The 18,027-nt window shown below is 72.7% G+C and carries 17 protein-coding genes; 11 read left to right on the plus strand and 6 right to left on the minus strand.

Translation table 11 applies throughout. The features are described from left to right. Positions 1-435 precede the first annotated feature (435 nt). Positions 436-3,720, plus strand: coding sequence for a TM0106 family RecB-like putative nuclease (locus tag AB0B33_RS36340; RefSeq protein ID WP_360780401.1), 3,285 nt, complete (start codon positions 436-438; stop codon positions 3,718-3,720). Between the two features lies 1 nt (position 3,721). Here AB0B33_RS36340 and AB0B33_RS36345 read toward each other — a convergent pair whose 3' ends face one another. Further along, on the minus strand, positions 3,722-3,880 hold the full coding sequence (locus tag AB0B33_RS36345) for a hypothetical protein (RefSeq protein WP_247023856.1): 159 nt from the start codon (positions 3,878-3,880) through the stop codon (positions 3,722-3,724). Positions 3,881-3,982: 102 nt separating this feature from the next. Here AB0B33_RS36345 and AB0B33_RS36350 point away from each other — a divergent pair, with 102 nt between their 5' ends. Next, positions 3,983-4,795, plus strand: coding sequence for an FkbM family methyltransferase (locus AB0B33_RS36350; protein WP_360780404.1), 813 nt, complete (start codon positions 3,983-3,985; stop codon positions 4,793-4,795). Here AB0B33_RS36350 and AB0B33_RS36355 read toward each other — a convergent pair. Beyond that, positions 4,767-6,791 carry a glycosyl hydrolase family 65 protein gene (locus tag AB0B33_RS36355; RefSeq protein ID WP_360780407.1) on the minus strand — a complete coding sequence of 675 codons (2,025 nt, stop codon included), beginning with the start codon at positions 6,789-6,791 and terminating at the stop codon, positions 4,767-4,769. The two genes, AB0B33_RS36350 and AB0B33_RS36355, sit on opposite strands and share 29 nt — an antisense overlap. Before the next feature lie 186 nt (positions 6,792-6,977). Between AB0B33_RS36355 and AB0B33_RS36360 the strand changes: the two genes are divergently transcribed. Both AB0B33_RS36360 and AB0B33_RS36365 read left to right on the plus strand, forming a co-directional pair. Continuing rightward, positions 6,978-8,081 (plus strand): ion channel, encoded by a 1,104-nt coding sequence (locus tag AB0B33_RS36360; RefSeq protein WP_360780410.1) that lies wholly within the window; start codon positions 6,978-6,980, stop codon positions 8,079-8,081. Continuing rightward, positions 8,078-8,449: a hypothetical protein gene (locus tag AB0B33_RS36365; RefSeq protein ID WP_360780413.1), complete on the plus strand. Its 372-nt coding sequence runs from the start codon at positions 8,078-8,080 to the stop codon at positions 8,447-8,449. The genes AB0B33_RS36360 and AB0B33_RS36365 overlap by 4 nt, the downstream gene beginning before the upstream one ends. 68 nt (positions 8,450-8,517) lie before the next feature. Here AB0B33_RS36365 and AB0B33_RS36370 read toward each other — a convergent pair whose 3' ends face one another. From AB0B33_RS36370 to AB0B33_RS36380, 3 genes are all read right to left on the minus strand, one after another. Beyond that, positions 8,518-8,997, minus strand: coding sequence for a DinB family protein (locus tag AB0B33_RS36370; protein WP_360780416.1), 480 nt, complete (start codon positions 8,995-8,997; stop codon positions 8,518-8,520). A 12-nt stretch (positions 8,998-9,009) separates the two neighbouring features. Beyond that, the gene (locus tag AB0B33_RS36375) at positions 9,010-10,992 is read right to left on the minus strand and encodes an amino acid transporter (RefSeq protein ID WP_247023851.1); all 1,983 of its coding nucleotides are present in this window, start codon (positions 10,990-10,992) and stop codon (positions 9,010-9,012) included. A gap of 127 nt (positions 10,993-11,119) precedes the next feature. After that, positions 11,120-11,512, minus strand: a complete 393-nt coding sequence (locus AB0B33_RS36380; protein WP_247023850.1) for a hypothetical protein — start codon at positions 11,510-11,512, stop codon at positions 11,120-11,122. A 191-nt stretch (positions 11,513-11,703) separates the two neighbouring features. Here AB0B33_RS36380 and AB0B33_RS36385 point away from each other — a divergent pair, with 191 nt between their 5' ends. Further along, a complete protein-coding gene (locus AB0B33_RS36385) occupies positions 11,704-12,396 on the plus strand; it encodes an ATP-binding protein (protein WP_360780667.1) in 693 nt (230 codons plus the stop codon). 6 nt (positions 12,397-12,402) lie between these two features. On the opposite strand, the gene AB0B33_RS36390 is transcribed toward AB0B33_RS36385, so the two are convergent. Further along, positions 12,403-14,064, minus strand: coding sequence for a glutamate--tRNA ligase family protein (locus AB0B33_RS36390; RefSeq protein WP_360780419.1), 1,662 nt, complete (start codon positions 14,062-14,064; stop codon positions 12,403-12,405). A 157-nt stretch (positions 14,065-14,221) separates the two neighbouring features. Between AB0B33_RS36390 and AB0B33_RS36395 the strand changes: the two genes are divergently transcribed. From AB0B33_RS36395 to AB0B33_RS36420, 6 genes are all read left to right on the plus strand, one after another. Next, the gene (locus AB0B33_RS36395) at positions 14,222-14,830 is read left to right on the plus strand and encodes a hypothetical protein (protein WP_360780421.1); all 609 of its coding nucleotides are present in this window, start codon (positions 14,222-14,224) and stop codon (positions 14,828-14,830) included. Positions 14,831-14,837: 7 nt separating this feature from the next. Further along, positions 14,838-15,140, plus strand: a complete 303-nt coding sequence (locus tag AB0B33_RS36400) for a DUF1905 domain-containing protein (protein ID WP_360780424.1) — start codon at positions 14,838-14,840, stop codon at positions 15,138-15,140. Positions 15,141-15,226: 86 nt separating this feature from the next. Further along, positions 15,227-15,721, plus strand: a complete 495-nt coding sequence (locus tag AB0B33_RS36405) for a YbaB/EbfC family nucleoid-associated protein (RefSeq protein ID WP_247023845.1) — start codon at positions 15,227-15,229, stop codon at positions 15,719-15,721. Positions 15,722-15,731: 10 nt separating this feature from the next. After that, on the plus strand, positions 15,732-16,070 hold the full coding sequence (locus tag AB0B33_RS36410) for a hypothetical protein (RefSeq protein ID WP_247023844.1): 339 nt from the start codon (positions 15,732-15,734) through the stop codon (positions 16,068-16,070). Then, entirely contained in the window at positions 16,067-17,194 is a 1,128-nt protein-coding gene (locus AB0B33_RS36415) for a hypothetical protein (RefSeq protein ID WP_360780427.1), read from the plus strand. The genes AB0B33_RS36410 and AB0B33_RS36415 overlap by 4 nt, the downstream gene beginning before the upstream one ends. After that, complete coding sequence (locus AB0B33_RS36420; protein ID WP_360780430.1) at positions 17,125-17,835, plus strand: hypothetical protein; 711 nt, start codon at positions 17,125-17,127, stop codon at positions 17,833-17,835. Before AB0B33_RS36415 ends, AB0B33_RS36420 begins: the two co-directional genes overlap by 70 nt. Positions 17,836-18,027 lie beyond the last annotated feature (192 nt).

Below are 18,027 nucleotides of genomic sequence, written 5' to 3' on the forward strand. Positions count from 1 at the left end.
CGGCGGCGTTGGCTCGCGTTGCTGACCTGGTGGCTGGCCCGGGCTGATGCCTGCCCCGCTGGCGCGGCGGCGTTGGCTCGCGTTGCTGACCTGGTCGCTGGCCCGGGTTGATGCTTGCCCCGCTGGCTCGGCCCGGCGGCCCGGCGGCGCTGGCGGCCCGCGCTGCCGATCCGGGTCGCTGGCCCAGGCTGAGGTCGCCCCGCCGGCTCACCCGGTTGGCCGGGTCGCCGCCCCGCGCCGCCAAGCCACCCCGTTGACCAGCCCCGCCGACCCACTCCGCCGCCGAACCCAACCCGATGACCGCCTCGCCGACCCACTCCGCAGCCGTCCTGAATGAGTCGTCCAGGTCTTCCGAGGTCCTGAACGACTCATTCAAGACCGGCCGCGGGGCGTGTCGGGCAGCCTCACCCGGCCGTCGTGTCAGACTTCCCCGCGATGGTCACCCCAGCCGATCTTGCCGACCTGCTCGAATGTGAGCACCGCAGCCTCCTCCACCAGGCCTGGGCCGCCGGGCTGCCGGGTGCGCCGCGCCCCGCCGACACCGCGGTGCCCGGCCGGCGTCCCGAGGCCGCGGAAGCCGAAGCGACCGAAGCGGCCATCCGGGCCGGGGCGCCCGAGATTCCCCGGGCTGTCCTCCGGGACGGCGACTTCACGGGCCAGGTCGACGCTCTCGTCAAGAACGCCGAAGGCCGCTACGAGGTCTTCGACGCCCAGCCGGTCCGGCACCCGACGCCCGGCGCCGTCGTGCGGCTCACCGCCTGTGCCGACGCCCTCGGCGAGGCCGCCGGGCCGCTCCTGCACCTCGGGCTGAGCGACGGCACCACCCGCACGCTGCGCGTCGAAGACTTCCGGCCCCTCGTCGCCCGGCTGCGGGCCCGCCTGCGCGATCGCGCCCCGCGGGTGCCCGTCCCCGTGTGGGCTGACGAACGCCCGGCCTGCGCCGGCTGCGCGTTCGCCCGGCACTGCTCGTCGGCCCGGGAGGCCGACCGGGACCTCTCGCTCGTCGCCGGGATGCGCGGTGACCAGCGGCGCAAGCTGACCGCCGCCGGCCTGGGCTCGATCGACGCGCTCGCCGCCGCCGGGCCGGGTGACCGGCCGCGGGACCTGTCCGTGACGGCGTTCGAGGCCCTGCGTGCCCAGGCCGCGCTCCAGGTCCGGCAGGACACCACCGGCGAAATCGCCTACGAGGTCGTCGACCCCGACGCGCTGGCCGCCCTGCCGGCACCCGCGCCCGGCGACGTCTTCGCCGACCTCGCCGGTGACCCGCACGCCCTCGCCGGCGAAGGGCTGGAGTACCTCTTCGGCGCGGTCACCGAGGCGGACGAGCGGCAGTTCACGGCGTTCTGGGCGCACAGCCGGGCCCAGGAGAAGCAGGCCTTCGAGGAGTTCGTCGACTTCGCCGCCGCGCGCGTCGCCGAGCACCCCGGTTCGCACGTCTACCACTACGCGCCCTACGAGGTGACCGCGATCAAGCGGCTCGCGGCCGTGCACGGCACCCGCGAGGAGACCGTCGACCACCTGCTGCGCAGCGGCGCGGTCGTGGACCTGCACGCCGTCGTGCGCAAGGCGCTGCGCGTGTCGCAGCGGTCGTACTCGATCCGCCACCTCGAGCCGCTCTACCAGCCCGGCGCCCGCGGCAAGACCGCCGTGTCCGACGTCGACGAGTACGAGGAGTACCTGGCGTTCGACCGGTCCGGCGAGCCGGAACGCGCGGAAGAGGTGCTGCGCCGGATCGCCGAGGACACCGAGGACGACTGCGTCTCCGCCCTGCGGCTGTTCGGTTTCCTGCACCGCGTCCGCGCCGAAGCCGGGATCGACACGCCCGAACCGGCCGAGGAGTCCGCCGAGGACGCTTTGCTGCGCGCGGCCGAGGAAGACGTCGCCGCCGAGCGGCGTGCCGAACGGGCCGCGGCGCTGGCCGCGCTGGTCGACCCGCTGCTCGACGGGCTGCCGGACGACCCCGCCGGCTTCACCGCGGACGACCGCGCCCGCGCGCTGCTGGCGGCGTCGGTCGGCTACCACCGCCGCGAGACCAACCCGGCCTGGTGGGAGTACTTCCGCCAGCTGGCCGCGCCGCTCGGCGACCTCGAAGTCGACACCGCCTGCGCCGTCCCGGTGGCGCTGGAAGCGGGGGAGTGGGTGCCCCCGGCCGGGCGGGTGCGCACGGCGAAGCGGACGCTGCAGCTCGCGTGCGACCCCGACCGGCCGCACCCGTTCGCGCCCGGTGACGAGGTGCGGCTGCGCTACGGCGATACCGCCCGCGACGCGAAGGTCGTCGCGGCGTCGGCGGTCGAGCTGACGGTGGAGGAGAGCAGCCCGCCGGACGCCACCACGAACGACCGGCCGACCGCGGTCCTGCCCGGCAGCCCGGTGCGGCCCTCGCCGAAGGACGAAGCCGTCGCCGAGCTGGCCCGCCTGACCGTCGAGGCGCTCCCGGCGCTGCCGCGGCACCCCGGGATCGACCTGCTCCGCCGGACCCCTCCCCGCCTGCGCTTCGGCGAGGCGCTGCCCGCGCCGGGGCACGACCTGGTCGCCACGGTGATCGAGGCCGCCGAAGAGCTGGACGGCTCGACGCTCGCCGTCCAGGGGCCGCCGGGTGCGGGCAAGACCTACCTCGCCGGCCGGCTGATCGCCCGGCTCGTGCGGGCCGGCCGGACCGTCGCGGTCACCTCGAACAGCCACAAGGCCGTGGAAAACGTGCTGAGCGCGGCGAAGAAGAGCGCGCCGGACCTGCCGTGCGCCAAGCGCGCGAAGCGGACGCCGGACCCGGCGGCGCCGTGGGACCAGCCGAAGAGCAACCCGGCGCTGGTCAAGTGGCGCGAGGAGCACGACACCGGCCACCTGGTCGGCGGGACGGCGTGGACCTTCGCCAACGCCGCGATCCGCGAAGAACCGTTCGACTACCTGATCATCGACGAGGCGGGCCAGTTCGCCCTCGCCGACGCGCTCGCGGTGTCCGTGTGCGCCAGGAACGTCCTGCTGCTGGGCGATCCGCAGCAGCTGCCGCAGGTGGTGCAGGGCACGCACCCGGCGGGCGCGGAGGCCTCGGCGCTGGGCCACCTCATCGGCGAGGCGGACATCATGCCGCCCGAGCTGGGCTACTTCCTCGACGAGACGCGGCGGATGCACCCGGCCGTGTGCGCGCCGGTGTCGGACCTGTCCTACGCGGGCCGCCTCCACGCCCACCCGACGGCGGCCGACCGGTCGCTCGAGGGCGTCGAGGCGGGGTTGTATGTGGCCGAGACCGACCACACCGGCAACACGACCCGGTCGGTCGAGGAAGCCGCGGTCGTCACCGCGATCGTCGCGGACCTGCACGGCCGCGCGTGGACCGACCACGGCACGACCCGGCCCCTCGGCGACGCCGACATCGTCGTGGTCGCGCCCTACAACCTGCAGGCGCGCACGGTGACCCGTGCGCTGGAGGAAGCCGGGTTCTCCGGGGTGCGGGTGGGCACGGTCGACCGGTTCCAGGGGCAGGAAGCGCCGGTGGTGATCACGACGATGACGTCGTCGTCGGCGGTCGACCTGCCCCGCGGGCTCGACTTCCTGTTGTCCCGCAACCGGCTCAACGTCGCTCTCTCGCGGGCGCAGGCTCTCGCGATCCTGGTCTGCTCGCCGCGGCTGGTCGAGGCCGACATCCGGACCGTGGAGCAGCTGCGCCTGGTCGCGGGCATGATCGGCCTGCTGACCGCGGCCCGCCCCTGGCCGGCCGGCTAGCTCACGAGGGCGGTTCGACCTCGCCCGCGTCCTCGTCGACGTCCTGTCCTTCCGGCTTCTCGCGCTCGGCCGGGGGGATTTCGATGTCGAGGTCGACGTCCGGGGTGCCCGGCGGGCGCGGGACGTCGGGGCTGATGGGCTGGTGCTCGGCTTCGGTCATGATCGGCGGTTACCCGGATCCCCGGCCGTCCATGCGGACCCCGGAAAGCGCCTTCCGGGGGTGGACCGCCGCGGCCGATGCTGATATTCCTTCGCCGTGCCCATGGACGCGATCGACCTCCACAGCATCAACGCGTGGGAGGTGGCCTTCCTGCGCGAGGAGGTGGGCGCCTACTTCGCCAACGGCGTCGGCCTTTCCCCCGGCGCGACCGTGCTCGACGTCGGCGCCAACGTCGGCGTCTTCTCCGCCGCCGTCTTCGAACGCCTCGGCGGGGACGCGCGGATCTTCGCCTTCGAACCGCTCCCGCCGCTGTTCGCGACCCTGGAGCGCAACGCCAGCGAGTTCTTCGCGGACCGGCTGACCGCGTTGCCCTACGGTCTCGCCGCCGTCGAAGCCGAGCTCGACTTCAGCTACTTCCCGGCCGCCACCATCTTTTCGTCGTCGCTGCGCGACGCGGGCAACATCGAGGTCGAGCGCCGCCGGGTCACCGCCAGCGTCGTCGAAATGATCCGGCGGGGCGGGCTCGGCGGCGGGCTGCGCCGCATCCCCGCCCCCGTCCTGCGCGGTGTCGTCGGCCGCAAGCTGCGCGTCATGCGGGAGCTCGAAACCCACCGCGTCCGGGTCCGGCCGCTCTCGGCGGTGCTCGACGAGCACGGCATCGAGCGCGTCGACCTGCTCAAGGTCGACGTCGAAGGTGCCGAGCTCGACGTCCTGCGCGGCCTCGAAGACCGGCACTGGCCGCTGGTGCGGCAGGCGGTCGTCGAGGTCGAAGGCTGGCGCGAGCACCGCGAGACCGTCCGGGACGTCTTCACCTCGCGCGGGTTCACCGTCGAGGCGGTGCAGGACCCCGTGCAGGAGGCCGCCGACATCGGGATGGTGTTCGCGGTCAGCGGTAGGAGAGCCAGTCGAGGTTGATCCGGGCGGTGTCGCCGGCCGCGTAGGACAGGGTGAGCACCGGGTCCGGGCCGGTGACCGGGATGTCGGCGAAGGTCGCCGTGCCCCAGTCGTCCCAGCTGTCGGAGACCTTCGGGAAGCTCAGCTGCCGCAGCGGGCGGCCGTCCACCGACAGCGTCACGGTGCGGGCGTCGCCGTTGGCGTTGGCGTACCGGACGGCGAGCGTGCCGGTCGCGGGTGCGGTGCCGGCGCGGTGGATCGTGAACGCCGACGCCGCGCCCTCGGCCCAGAGCCCGTCGACGAACGCGCGCCCGGAGTAGCCGGTGTGGTTCACGTTCGTCTTGACCCCGCCGGTGTTGTGCGCGTCTTCGGCCTCCAGGTGCGCCGGATCCGGGCAGCCCGCGACGGTTCCGGCGGTGTCGGCGCAGCGGTCCTGGGCGTCGGGGACGCCGTCGCCGTCGCGGTCGCCCGCGGGTGCGCCGGTCAACGTGATCTCGACGGTGTGCGCGCCGCTGAGCGTGGCCGGGAGTTCGGCGGAGGCGGGCCTGCCGTCGAGGGTGACCGAGCGGATCGCGGTCCCGGCGCCGCGCAGGGTGACGGTGAGGTCCGCGGCGCGGAAGCGCAGGTGCCGCAGGGTGACGTCACCCCAGCCGCTGGGCAGGGTCGGGGCGAAGGCCAGGCCGCCGGCGGTGAAGCGCAGCCCGAACAGTCCACTGTGGACCATATCGAGGAAAGCGGTCGCCGACCAGGTCTGGTCGGGTTCGGAACCCCAGTGGAACTTCACGGTGTCGCCGAGCCGCTGGTAGCCGCCGTCGACGACCCCGGTGCCGCCGTGGTAGATCTCCCAGAAGCCGCTGTTGCCGCCGGCCAGCTTCGCCAGGCGCGTGGTCTCGGCGGCGAAGCCGTTCTGGTCGCCCTGCCCGGCGAGCGCTTTCGCCCACAGGCCCTGGACGAGCGGCCAGACGATGGCGTTGTGCCGGCCCGGCTGCGCGTCGGAGTAGCGCGCCCAGTTCGGGTAGGTGTCGGGCATGCCCCACGCCATTTCGCGGGCGTTGGCGACGATCGAGCGCGCCTGCGCGGGGTTCGCGACGCCGAAGATCAGCGCGAACGCCAGCCCGGTGCCCTCCTGGTACGCGCCGCGGGTGCCGTCGGCGAGGAGCTGGTAGTCGTAGAGGCCGGTCTTCGGGTTCCAGAAGTTCCGGTTGATCGCGTTCTTCAGCGCGGTGGCCTTGGTGCGGTACGCGGCGGCTTCCGCGGCGGGGCGGCCCAGCTGCCCGGCCATGCTCGCGGCGTTGACGTAGGCCGCGTAGTAGACCTCGTTGGTGCTCAAGAACATCCCGCTCGCGACGCCGGGCCACGGCATGCTGCCGGTGCTGACCGATTCGGTGGCGTCGGCGGGCGGCGCGGGGTATCCGGCGATGCCGTCGTTGAAGAACGACGCGCCGGTGAACAGCCCGTAGGTGCGGTTGAACCCCGCGGTGGTGGCGGTTTCGCGGATGCCGAGCGTGTTCTTCGTGGTGGCGTAGGCGTTTTCGAGGAACCCGCGGTCGCCGGTGACGAGGAAGTGGTGCCACGCGGCCGTCGCCCAGACGACCTGGTCCCACTGCTGGTCGTCCTGCTGCACGCGCAGGGTGCCGCCGGCGTCCTTGTCGACCACCGCCCACAGGGTGTTCCGCGCGAGCGCGGGGTCGAGCAGGCTCGTCGCGTTCCAGCTGTTGACCGAGGCGTCGCGCGTCCACGGCTGCGCGTACCCGCCGCCCGCGCGGACGAAGCCGACGGCCGGGTCGAGCAGGCCGCTCTTGTCGTACTTCGGGTCGTAGCCGATCGTGTTGGTGCGCAGCAGGTTGCCGAGTGCCGCGTCGTAGGCGGTGCCGTACAGCGCTTGGCTGCCGGGGTTCGCGAACTCGAGTGCCGAGCGGGCCGCCGGAGCCGCGGTCGCGGGGCCGGTGAGCACCCCGCTCGCCGTCGCCACCACCAGGACCGCCGCGCCGAACCGCCGCCGGACGTCGTTTGCCATGCGCGTAACCCCTTCGCATCGGTCGCCGACCCGGAGCCAGTGCACCACGGAAGGTCGGGTTTTCCCCGGGAACGGCGGGATTCTGTCCGTTTCTGTCCGCCGTCACGGTCGGGTAAAGACCGTTGTGCCTGGTCGCACCGTGTGATCGGGTGTCGGGACCGCGGTCGCGCTGAGTGAGGAGGGCCGGTGGCGTTCTTCCTTTCGCGGCTGTTCGCGCGCTGGGTGCTGCACCCGGGCCGGGGCTGGCTGCTGCCGGCCGCCGTGGTGCTCGTCGTGTTCGCGACCAGCTGGCCGCTGATGGCGCTGGCCGAGCCGGCGGGCAGCGAGCTGGTCCGGCCCGGCACCTACTGGTGGTACTTCGTCGTCACCGCGACCACGGTCGGGTACGGCGACTTCTCGCCCGGAACGTTCGCCGGGCACCTCGTGGGCGCCTACGTGATCGTGGGCGGGATCGCGACCCTGACGACGGTGTTCACCAAGCTCGCGTCGGTGCTGGAACAGGCGAAGGGACGGCGGATGCAGGGGACGGAGGCGGTGCGCGCGAGCGGCCACACGGTGCTGATCGGGTACGCCGCCGGGCGGACCGAGCGGATCGTGGCCCAGCTGCTGGCCGACGGGGTGCCCGCGCTGGTGCTGTGCGCGGGGGAGGAGGTCGGCGTCCACCCGATGCCGGACCGGCCGGTGCAGTTCGTCCGCGGCGACCCGACCGCGGCCGACGTGCTGGCCAGGGCGGGCGTGGCCCGCGCCGCCGCGGTCCTGGTCGACGTGGCCGACGACAACGCGGCGCTCGCGGTCGCGGTCACGGTGGACCACGCCACGCCGTCGGCGCACGTCGTCGTGACGCTGCGGGACCTCGACCGCGCCGAGCTGGTCCGCTACGTCGACCCGCGGATCCGCTGCGTCCAGTGGCACACCCCGCGGATGGTGACCGAGGAGCTGACGTCCCCCGGCATCACCGAGGTCTACGCCGAGCTGATGACGGCCGGGGGCGCCGACACGTTCTCGGTCACGCTGCCGGAGTCCCTCGGCCGGCTCCCCGCCGAACACTGCCGCCTCGCGCTCGGGCGCACGTACGGGGCGACGGTGCTGGCCGTGCGCACCGGCACCGACCTGGCGGTCAACCCGGCCTGGGACGCGGAGCTGGCGGCGGGCTCGGTGCTCTACTACGTCGGCCCGCGACGCCTCACCGGTGCCGAGGTCGAGGCGGCCCTGCGCGGGGAGGTGGCCCCGCCGGGCGCGACGCTGCATACTGCAAGAATGTCGAGGAGGAAGCCGGGGGCGGCGCGATGAGCTCGCGCGAAGGGCGGTCGCGCCGGAAGTTCGGCCGGATCGACCCGTACTGCCTGATGGCCGTGCTGCCGGTGCTGCTGGTCGCCGGAATCCTCGGTTCCCTGGTCAACGTCCTGCTGGGACTGGGCTGCGCGGTCTTCGCGGGCCTGATCCTCCTGTTCGACTCGTGGGCCAACCGCCCGGGCCCGCCCCCACCCGAACCCGCGCGCCGCCCGGTCCGCCAGGCCCAGGCGAAGCCGCCGGCCCGCGATCCCGGTCGCCCCCCTGTCCGGCAGCAGGCGCGGGGCCCGCGTCCGCCGGCGGGTCGCGCCCCGGCCCCGGCCCGCGCTCCGGTCCGGCGTGCGGGACCGCCGCCCGCGGCCCGCTGAGCTACGCGAGTTCCCGGGGGCACGACCGCTCGGCCGACGGTACCTCGCCCTCGTCGCGAAGCGCCGTCTCAGCCGGCGAGGATCTGCTCGCGCAGGATGTCGGCGTGCCCGCCGTGCTGGGCCAGCTCCCGCAGCACCTGCAGGTACACCCAGCGCACCGTGCGCGGTCCGGTGCGGTGACCGGTCACGACGGCGTCGAGTGACAGGTCCGCGACCGCCTTCCGGGCCGTGGCACAGGCTTCCCGGTGGGCCGCGGTGACCGAAGCGATGGTGTCGCCGTCGGCGAGCCGGAACGACTCGTCCGGACTCGCGGCCAGGCCGAGCTCCCCGCGGGACTTGCCGCCGACGCACTCCTCGAACCACACGCGCTGCATCCACGTTACGTGCTTGAGCAGTCCCAGCAACGTCGTCGCCGACGGGACGAGCCGGCGGCGGGCCTGGTCCTCGGTGAGGCCGTCGAGGGCGGCCTCCATGGCGCCGCGGTGTTCCTCCAGGAAGGCCTCGAGCTGGCCGCGTTCGCCGTCCAGTGGCACGTCGAACGAACCCATCGGGATCTCCTCTCAGCCGCCGACGTGGATGCCGGGCCGTCGGTCGGGGTCCTTCTCGCTGCTGCGGATGATCTCCCGGACGACCGGCGCGGTGTCGCCGCGGCCGAGGAGCAGGTAGCGGAACAGGTGCCCCAGCGGGTTTCCTTCGGACCACTCGAAGTAGCAGCGGGGCCGGACGCCGGTGACGTCGCGCAGGGTCAGCAGGATCGCGGCGATCGCGTTCGGCGCCGCCGGGCTGGCGGTGCGGAGGATCCGGTAGCCGTCGACATCGACGCCCCGCACCTGCAGCACGTTGCTGAACTCCGACGGGTCCACGACGTCGATCTCGAGGAACAGGATGTCGGCCGCCCCGGGCACGGGGTTCATGCCGCGCTGTTCGGCCTCCTTGGCGGAGTACTCGGCGTGGTCACCGCCCTGGCGCTTGTTCGCGATGATGTTGAGCGCGCCGTCGTGGGCCAGCGAGTCGGCGATGAACCGGCGCGCCTCGTCGTCGAACTCGATGTGCTCGGCGCGCAGCTCGGTGGTCCGCGTGACCCGCGAAACCAGCGAGACGACGATGATTCCCAGGATGAACAGCGCCGAGATCGCGATCCCGTCCGGCTTCTCGATGACGTTCTCGACGAGCGCGTAGAGCAGCACGAGCGTCAGCACGACGAAGCCGGTGGCGGCACCGCGGTGGCGGCGCCGGATCGCGGAGATGCTGACCGCGACCGCGCCCGAGACCATCATCGCGAGGATGCCGGTCGCGTAGGCGCCGGCCTGGGCGTTGACGTCGGCGCCGAACGCGATGGTGATGAGGATGCTGATCGCGGTGTAGACGAGCACGACCGGCCGGACGGCGCGGCCCCACTCCGGCGCCATGCCGTAGGCGGGCAGGTACCGCGGCACGATGTTGATCAGCCCGGCCATCGCCGACGCGCCGGCGAACCACAGGATGAGGACGCTGCTGATGTCGTAGGCGGTCCCGAAGATCTCGCCCAGTTCGTGGTGCGCGAGGTAGGCCATCGCGCGGCCGTTGGCCTCGCCGCCGTCCTTGAACGCGTCGGCCGGGATCAGCACGGTGGTGACGAAGCTCGTCGCGATGAGGAACACGGACATGATGAGCGCGGCGACGGTGAGCAGCTTCCGCGTGTTGCGGATCCGCGACTCCAGCTTCTCCTCGGCGGACTTCCCGTCCGCGGCGACCAGCGGCATCATGCTGACGCCGGTCTCGAAGCCGGACAGCCCGAGCACGAGCAGCGGGAAGGCGAGCACGGCCGGGCCGACGATGCCGCCGAACCCGCCGCCACCCGCGGTCAGCGCGTCGGTCCAGTGGGACAGGGCCGCGGAGTCGCCGAGCAGGTCGATGACCCCGGCGACGGTGACCACGGCGTTGAGCACCAGGAACACCGCGACGAGCGGGATGGCGACCCCGACGGCCTCGCTGAAGCCGAGCAGGAACACCCCGCCGAGGATCAGCAGCAGCACGACGGTGATGAGGACGGCGTGGCCGTGCAGGAAGCCCGGCAGGTACGGGTTTTCCAGCATGTGCACGGTGGCGTCGGCCGAGGACAGCGTGATCGTGATGATCCACGACGTCGCCACGAACCCGAGCAGCGTGAGCACGAAGAGCTTCCCGCGCCAGAACGGCAGCAGGTTCTCCAGCATCGCGACCGAACCCTGCCCGTGCGGGCTTTCCCGGGCGACCCGGCGGTACATCGGCAGCATCCCGAGCAGGGTGAGCGCGACGATGAGCAGCGTGGCCAGCGGCGAGAGCGCCCCGGCGGCGAGCGCGGCGATGCCGGGCAGGTAGGAGAGCGTGGAGAAGTAGTCCACGCCGGTCAGGCACATGACCTTCCACCAGGCCTGCGGGGTGCCCTGGTCCTCGGCGCCGGCGCGGCCGATCGGGGCGACCCGGTGCTCCAGCAGCCACCGGGCGGCGCCGGACGCCGGCGGCTTCGGCGGAACCGGGCTGTCGACCTTCGCCGGAATGGTCAAATCGGGTGAAACACCCATTTCTCGCCCTCTCGTCCCCTCGGCCCACTGACACCGGGGACAAGCATGCCCGACCGCTCGCCGTGGGGCGCACCGGCGTCCCGTCCACTGGGGACGGGAGCGGTGCCGGGGCGTCCCTTGTGGACGGTCAGAACTCGTCGGCCGCCGTCAGTTCGTGCTCGAAGGCGTCCGCGCGCGCGACGACGGCCTTGAGGGGCCGCTCGAACTCCTCCTGGATGCTGAGGTCCTCCAGCGGGACGGTGTGCTTGAGCAGGGCGACGCCGTCCACCACGGCCGCGCCGCCGACCGCCGAACCGCCGGCGAGCTCGAGGAGCTTCCGCAGGTCGACGGAGTCGGCCCAGCCGACCGGCGAGGAGATCTCGATCCACGAGCCGCCGTCGAGTTCGGCCAGGTGGTGGACCGTCGCCTGCTGGGTCCGGTCGCTCGGGCCGTGCAGCCGGAACCGCAGCCAGCCGTCCGACTCTTCCAGGACTTCGTACCGCGTCCGCACAAAGTTGATCACGTCGATCCAGGTGGTCACGCGTCGAGCATGCCACGTCCGCCCGGAGTCCGGCACCGAGGACACTCCGGGCGCCGCGCGTTCCGGGCGGGTTTAGTCCGCGCGATGGGGGTTACACGTCGTGGTGTGGTGTCTCGGCTAACGTATAAACCCAGGTGCGCGCCCTCCGTGGCGGCGACAGCCGCGAGAAGCGGGGAAGCAACGGGGTGGCGATGACGTATTCCGCGGTGCACTTGGCCGTCGGCAGTCACGAAGAGGCCACCGTGGTCACCGTCACGGGCGAACTCGACCCGGCTTCGTACCCGGTGTTGCGCGACGGCCTGCTCGAGATCGCGACGGACGCGCCGGAGGGCCTGGTGGTCGACATCCGCGCGCTGGCGATCGCCGACGCGTCGCTGACCGGGGTGTTCTCGCTGGTCGCCCGGCGGATCGGGGACTGGCCCGGCATCCCGTTCACGGTCGTGGCGGCCGACGCCGACCTGGCCGGCGCGGTGGCGGCGCCGGACCACCGGGTGCGGCGGCGCAGCGAACGCACCTTCGCCCGCGCCGCGGGCAGCTCGGCGCGGGTCCGCGACTTCGTCAGCGGTGAGCTGGCCGCGTGGGGCGTGCCCGAGCTCGCCGAAGACGCCCGGTTCATCGCCACCGAACTCGTCGAGAACGTGCTGCGGCACACCACCTCGGAACCGCGGCTGCGGCTCGACCTGCGCCGGGGCGTGTGCACGGTGGCCGTGGGCGACCAGGACACGCGCCCGGCGGTGCTGCTCGAACGGCTCTCCCCGTTCGAACCCGGCATGGGGCTGAAGCTCGTCGCGCAGCTGGCCCGCACGTGGGGCTGCAGCCGGTCCTGGTCGGGCGGGAAGGTCGTCTGGGCCGTGCTGAACGACCGTTCCCGCCTCGCCGGGTAGCAACCGCTACTTGGTCAGCGCGGCGATCCGCGCCAGGACCTCGTCGCGGCCCAGCGCCTGGCTGATGGCGTGCAGGTCCGGGCTGCGCGTGGAGCCCGACAGCGCGATGCGGATGATCTGCGACGCTTCGCGGATCGAGCCCGGGAACCCTTCCGGGTTCTTCTTGAACTCCTTGGCGTTGCGGGCGAAACCGTGCTTGGCGGCGACCGCGCGGATCTGGTCGAACCACTCGCTGCCGTCGTCGAGCTGCCGGTAATCGGCCGAGAAGTCACGCGCCACGGCCTGCACGACCGCGCTGTCGACGCCGAGCGCGGCGATGCGCTCGTCGTCCGCCCCGGTCACCGCCGCGTGCAGCTGCGGGAAGAAGAACCCGTAGACGGCGCGGAATTCGCTCCACTTCTTGAGGTCCTTGCGCGGGTTCTCGGCGCCGTCGCGCTCGACGGCGAGCGCCCGCAACGCGAGTTCCGGCTCGGCGTCGAGGACCGCCAGCAGCTCCTTGTCGAACCGCTCGGCCCAGGTGCGGACCGCCGCCAGGATCGTCGGGCCGGAGAGCGTCGCAATGTGGTCGGCGGCGATGTCGTCGAGCTTGACCAGGTCGACGAGCGGGCCGGCGACCCCGCACTCGGCGAGGTTGATCGGCTCGGTGAGCGCCTGCTCGAGCGGCAGCTCGGCGAGCCGGCCGTTGGCCAGGCCGCGCAGATAGTAGAGGACGGCCTCGGTGGGGTAGCCGGCTTCGATGTAGAAGTCGACGGACGCCTCCGGGTCCTTCCGCTTGGACAGCTTGCGCTTGCTGCCGCCGTCCTGCTTCATCAGCGGCGCGATGTGCGCGTAGGTGATCGGCTCGAAGCCGAGCGCGGCGAACAGCTGCTGGTGCACCGGCACCGACGAGATCCACTCGTCGCCGCGGATCACCAGGTTGACCCGCATCAGGTGGTCGTCGACGGCGTGCGCGAAGTGGTAGGTCGGCAGCCGCGGGCTCTGGTCGGAGCTCTTGAGGATGACGACGTCGTTGCGGTTGGCCTCGGCTTCCAGCGGACCGCGGATGGCGTCGGTGAACCGGGCGCGCGCGCCGGCGGCAGTGGCGTCCTCGGGGGCACGGAACCGCACGACGTACGGGTCGCCCGCGTCGAGCTTGGCCTGGACGTCGGCCGGGTCGGCGTCGCGCCAGATGGCCCAGCTGCCGTAGTAGCCGGTGGGGAGCTTGGTGGCCTGCTGCCGCTGGGTGATGGCGGCGAGCTCGTCCTTGGTGGCGAAGTCGAGGTACGCCTTGCCCTGGCGGAGGAGGTCGCGCACGAAGGTCAGGTAGATCTCTTCGCGGGCGGACTGCTGGTAGGGCCCGTAGGCGCCGCCGCGGTCCAGATCCTCGTCGGCGGCGAGGTGGAAGTAGGCGAAGCCGCGCTCGAACTGCTCCAGCGCGCCTTCGACCTCGCGGGACTGGTCGGTGTCCTCGACCCGCACGAGGTAGCGGCCGCCGCTGCGGCGGGCGACGTCCTGGTCGATGGTGGCGGTGTAGATGCCGCCGATGTGCACGAACCCGGTCGGCGACGGGCCGAAGCGCGTGACCAGCGCGCCCTCGGGCAGCTGCCGGGCGGGGTAGCGCTCCTCCCAGTGCCCCGGTTCGGGCAGGTCGGCAGGGAAGACGGCGTCGATGACCGCTCGGTCCAGCATGGGTTGTTCTCCCGCGTCGTGGTGCACTTGCCCGCCGTTCGGCGTCGGCGACGGTGGTCGTTTTCGCCGACGACGAGCCTAGCCGTCCGGCCCAGCCGCCCGGCCGGGCGGTCGTGAACAGCGGGAAAAGGCCCTTTCCTGTGCTAGTTTCCCGGGAATGCGCGGTCGGTTCCCCTTCGCCAGGACGCTCTCGGCAATCGCTGCCCTGCTGGTTTTCCCTTTGCTCGCCCCACCGCCCGCCGGTGCCGCGCCCGCGGGCCGCGAGTGCGCGACGCCGTCGATCGACCGGTACCAGCAGTGGCTGGCCAGCGGTGAAGGCGCCACCGTGCCGGCGACCGGGAGCCTGCTGGTCCGCGACCACCACCGCTACACGGCGAAGGTGTCGTTCGTCGGCGCCGAGTGGCACGTCGCCGTGCTGTGGCTGGCGAACGAGTTCGAAGCGCAGGCCGACCTTTCGCACTCGGCCGGGTTCTGGCTGACCTACCGGGCGAGCGACGACCTGTACGTCCAGCTGCGCCCGGCGTCGCACTGGAGCGGCGGCGACAAGTGGCTGACGCTGGTGCCCTCCACCCACGGGCGGCTGGTCACGAAGTTCTTCGGGTTCGCACCCGATCGGTGGACGTCGCTGCCCGAGCTGGGGACCCCGCCGTATTCGTTCGCCTCGGCGCTGCCGGAGGCGCGCGGGCTGGTGTTCGTCGGGAAGACGCCGAACGAGCTCGAGTTCCGCGGCCTGCGCGTCGACCACTACCGGCCGCCCTGCCGCTGACCCGGCCGTGAACGTCGTCTTCGAAGCCGAGCTCTGGGAGTGGTCCGCCCGGCGCACCGAGACCTGGGTCTTCGTGACGCTGCCCGCCGCCGCTTCGGAAGACATCCGGGAGCTCACCGCGGGCCCGCGGCGCGGGTTCGGTTCCGTGCGCGTCCGGGTGACCGTCGGCGGGACCGGGTGGCGGACGTCGATCTTCCCGGACAGCGCGCGCGGCGCCTACGTGCTGCCCGTCAAGCGGGCCGTCCGCGAAGCCGAGGGGCTCGACGTGGGGGACACCTGCGCGGTGTCCGTCGAGCTCGTCGACTTCTGAACGCCGGGATCCGCCGAAAGCGGATCGGGCGACGGGCGAATCTGTCATGATGCGGACAACGCCCCCGTAATGCGCAAGGGAGACACATGTCCGCCCAGATGGACGAGCTGATCGCCCAGTTCGAGAACTTCCGCAGCAAGGTGCGGCAGGCCGAGGCCCGGTTCGCCGGTGTCGGTGACATGCAGGAACGGGTCGCGCGGCTGGAGAGCACCGTGACGTCGCCGGACGGGACCGTCACCGTGACCGCCGGGGCGGGCGGGGCCATCACCGACCTGCGGCTCACCGCCGGGGCCACGCGCGTCGAGCCGGGGCAGCTCGCCGCCACGATCATGAACACCATCCGGCGCGCGGTCGCCGGGGCCGTGCAGCAGCAGGCCGGGATCGTCGACGACGCCTTCGGCGACTCGTTCGGCGTGGACGTCTCCGCGCAGGTTCGCGAAGCCCAGACCGAGGCGTTCGGAACCGCGGCGCCCGAGCCCGCGTCGGAACCGCAGCCGCGGCAGCCGTCGCGGCCCGTCCGGCGGCCCGCCGCCGACGAGGACGACGACTTCGGTCAGGGCCCCATCCTCCGCCGATCCTAGGGAAACCGCGATGCCAGACGGAATTCAGACGAACATCGGGGCGATCAACGCCTACGCCCGGCAATTGCCCTTCTACGAGGGTGAAGCGGACAAGTTCGGCGCCAAGATCGACGCCGCCGACGTCACGAACGAGGCCTGGGGCCTGATCGGCCTGTTCGCGAAGCAGGGCTACACCGACCGCCTCACCGAGCTGCGGTCGCTGCTGACCGACCTCAAGGACGGCGTCGACGGCTTCACCACGAAGCTGACCAAGGCCGCGGAGATGTACCAGGGCATGGAAGACGCCGGCAAGATCGCCTTCGGGCGCTACGAGGCGGAAATCGACGCGGTCGGGGGCCAGGGCGAATGACGGAGCCGAAGAAGAGCATCGCCGACGCGCTGAACGTCGAGGCGTACGACGAGAGCATGGGCGCGAACCTCGACCGCGCGGCCGGTTACGTGCCGGTGGCCGGCACGGCCTACAAGGCGGGCAAGTCGATCGGCGCGCACGCCCAGCAGGCGTTCCAGGCCGACAACCCGAGCGAGCTGGCCTCCGCGGGCGGCGCGCTGGTCGGCGACGGGGCCGCGTTCGTCGGTGCCGCCGCGGGCGACATGGTCACCTTCGCGATGGACCCGATCGGCTGGCTGGTCAGCCACGGCCTGAACATGCTGCTCGAGCTCGTCCAGCCGCTGCAGGACGCGCTGCACCAGGTCACCGGCGACGGCCCGGCGATCGGGCACGCGTCCGAGAACTTCGTGACGATCGCGCAGGGCTTCGTCGCCCTGGCCGACGACTTCGAGAAGACCGGCGACACCGCGCTGGCCGAGTGGGTCGACGAAGCGGGCAACGCCGCGAAGGAAGCGCTCGGCGACTTCTCCTCGGGCATCCGCGGCATCGGCTCCGCCGCCGGCTCGGTGGCCGAGGTGCTGCAGATGTGGTCGATGGTCATGGTGGTCATCGAAGAGGTGATCAAGGGGATCATCACCGAGCTGGTGTCCTGGCTGATCACGCTGTGGCTGCCGGCGCTGGCCGCGTCGGTGATCAGCTTCGGCGGCACGGTGGCCGCCGCCATGACGGCGTCGATCGCCAAGGCCGCGACGGTGCTCAAGAAGGTCACCTCGTACCTGGGCAAGTTCGGCAAGCTGCTCGACACCTTCATCGAGTTCCTGGCGAAGTTCTCGACGAACGTCGTCAAGTTCACGACCAAGCTGCGCGTCGGCGTGATGCCGGGTGAGACCAAGTTCGGTTTCGGCGCGGTCGCCCAGGGCTTCCAGCCGAGCAACCGCGTGCTGACGACCATGTTCGGCACCTCGGTCGGCGCCGGCCCGCTCCTCGCGGGTGCGGGTGTGAAGGCCGGCATCGGGGCCGCGAAGGGTGCGTTCGCCGAAGGCAAGGAAGCCGTGACGCCCGAAGGGGACGAACCGTGGTTCGACAAGAGCGAGATCGGCGGGGACCGGACTCCGGAGGAGACCAGGAAGGACCTCGACATCTGACCGACCGCGCGGCCGCGCTCAACGCCCGGGCCGAGCAGTGGGCCGACGACGCCCAGGTCCGCCCGGGCTTCCGCGAGCGCGTGGAGGCCCTGGTGCGCGACCGCTGGCACGAGCCGGTGATCGTGCTGCGCCTGGGCGACCCCGACGTGGGCTTCGAGGTACCGGGCCGCCGTCCGGACGGGACGGTCGAGGGCTCGGAGCCGGTGAGCCAGTTCTTCCGCGGCGTCCTGCGCGGTGTGGGTACCGCGGTGGTGTCGGTGTTCTCGCTGGCCAACGGCGGCGGGGCCGGCCGGGTGTTCCAGCGCGACGTGCGGGTGACCGGGCCGGCGGACGCGCAGGTTCTCGGCCTGGCCGACCAGCTGCGGTCGTTGCGGGGGCCGTGGCTGGCGTTTTCGCCGTCGTGCCTGGCGTTGGTGGATACGGGATCGACGTACGTCGAGCCGGCGGACGCGCCGCCGCCGCGGATCGTGTGGGAGGCCCGGCAACCGGAGCTGCCGGCGGTGAACTTCCGCCGGCACACGCTGACGTGGCCGGATGGGTCGGTCTTCCGGTTCCCGCTGCACGGGCGGACCGAGGAGCAGCACCTGCGGAAGTTCGTCGAGCCGCCGGGTGTGGTGCATTGGGAGGGCCGCCCGCAGTAGCGGCTGTCCCGCGCTTCGCGGCGCGGCCTTCGCGCGGACCGGGGCTGGCGGCAGTCGGGTTGTCGCCGCGAGCCTCCCGAGCCGCTGTCGTGCGCCGGAGGGTCCGGCGGGTGGCCCGCGCTTCACGGCGCGGCATCTGCGCAGGCCGGATTGCGGCTGTGTGCGGGAAGCAGCGGTCGCGCCACCCCTGCT

It is taken from the genome of Amycolatopsis sp. NPDC049159, from assembly GCF_040648295.1.
In the GTDB taxonomy this organism is placed as follows: domain Bacteria; phylum Actinomycetota; class Actinomycetes; order Mycobacteriales; family Pseudonocardiaceae; genus Amycolatopsis; species Amycolatopsis pretoriensis_A.

Coding starts and splice junctions, on each gene's coding strand:
- AB0B33_RS36390 (WP_360780419.1), bottom strand. CDS start 14,064: ATGCTGGACCGAGCGGTCATCGACGCCGTCTTCCCTGCCGACCTGCCC.
- AB0B33_RS36340 (WP_360780401.1), top strand. CDS start 436: ATGGTCACCCCAGCCGATCTTGCCGACCTGCTCGAATGTGAGCACCGC.
- AB0B33_RS36385 (WP_360780667.1), top strand. CDS start 11,704: ATGACGTATTCCGCGGTGCACTTGGCCGTCGGCAGTCACGAAGAGGCC.
- AB0B33_RS36395 (WP_360780421.1), top strand. CDS start 14,222: ATGCGCGGTCGGTTCCCCTTCGCCAGGACGCTCTCGGCAATCGCTGCC.
- AB0B33_RS36370 (WP_360780416.1), bottom strand. CDS start 8,997: ATGGGTTCGTTCGACGTGCCACTGGACGGCGAACGCGGCCAGCTCGAG.
- AB0B33_RS36415 (WP_360780427.1), top strand. CDS start 16,067: ATGACGGAGCCGAAGAAGAGCATCGCCGACGCGCTGAACGTCGAGGCG.
- AB0B33_RS36405 (WP_247023845.1), top strand. CDS start 15,227: ATGTCCGCCCAGATGGACGAGCTGATCGCCCAGTTCGAGAACTTCCGC.
- AB0B33_RS36365 (WP_360780413.1), top strand. CDS start 8,078: ATGAGCTCGCGCGAAGGGCGGTCGCGCCGGAAGTTCGGCCGGATCGAC.
- AB0B33_RS36375 (WP_247023851.1), bottom strand. CDS start 10,992: ATGGGTGTTTCACCCGATTTGACCATTCCGGCGAAGGTCGACAGCCCG.
- AB0B33_RS36345 (WP_247023856.1), bottom strand. CDS start 3,880: ATGACCGAAGCCGAGCACCAGCCCATCAGCCCCGACGTCCCGCGCCCG.
- AB0B33_RS36355 (WP_360780407.1), bottom strand. CDS start 6,791: ATGGCAAACGACGTCCGGCGGCGGTTCGGCGCGGCGGTCCTGGTGGTG.
- AB0B33_RS36410 (WP_247023844.1), top strand. CDS start 15,732: ATGCCAGACGGAATTCAGACGAACATCGGGGCGATCAACGCCTACGCC.
- AB0B33_RS36350 (WP_360780404.1), top strand. CDS start 3,983: ATGGACGCGATCGACCTCCACAGCATCAACGCGTGGGAGGTGGCCTTC.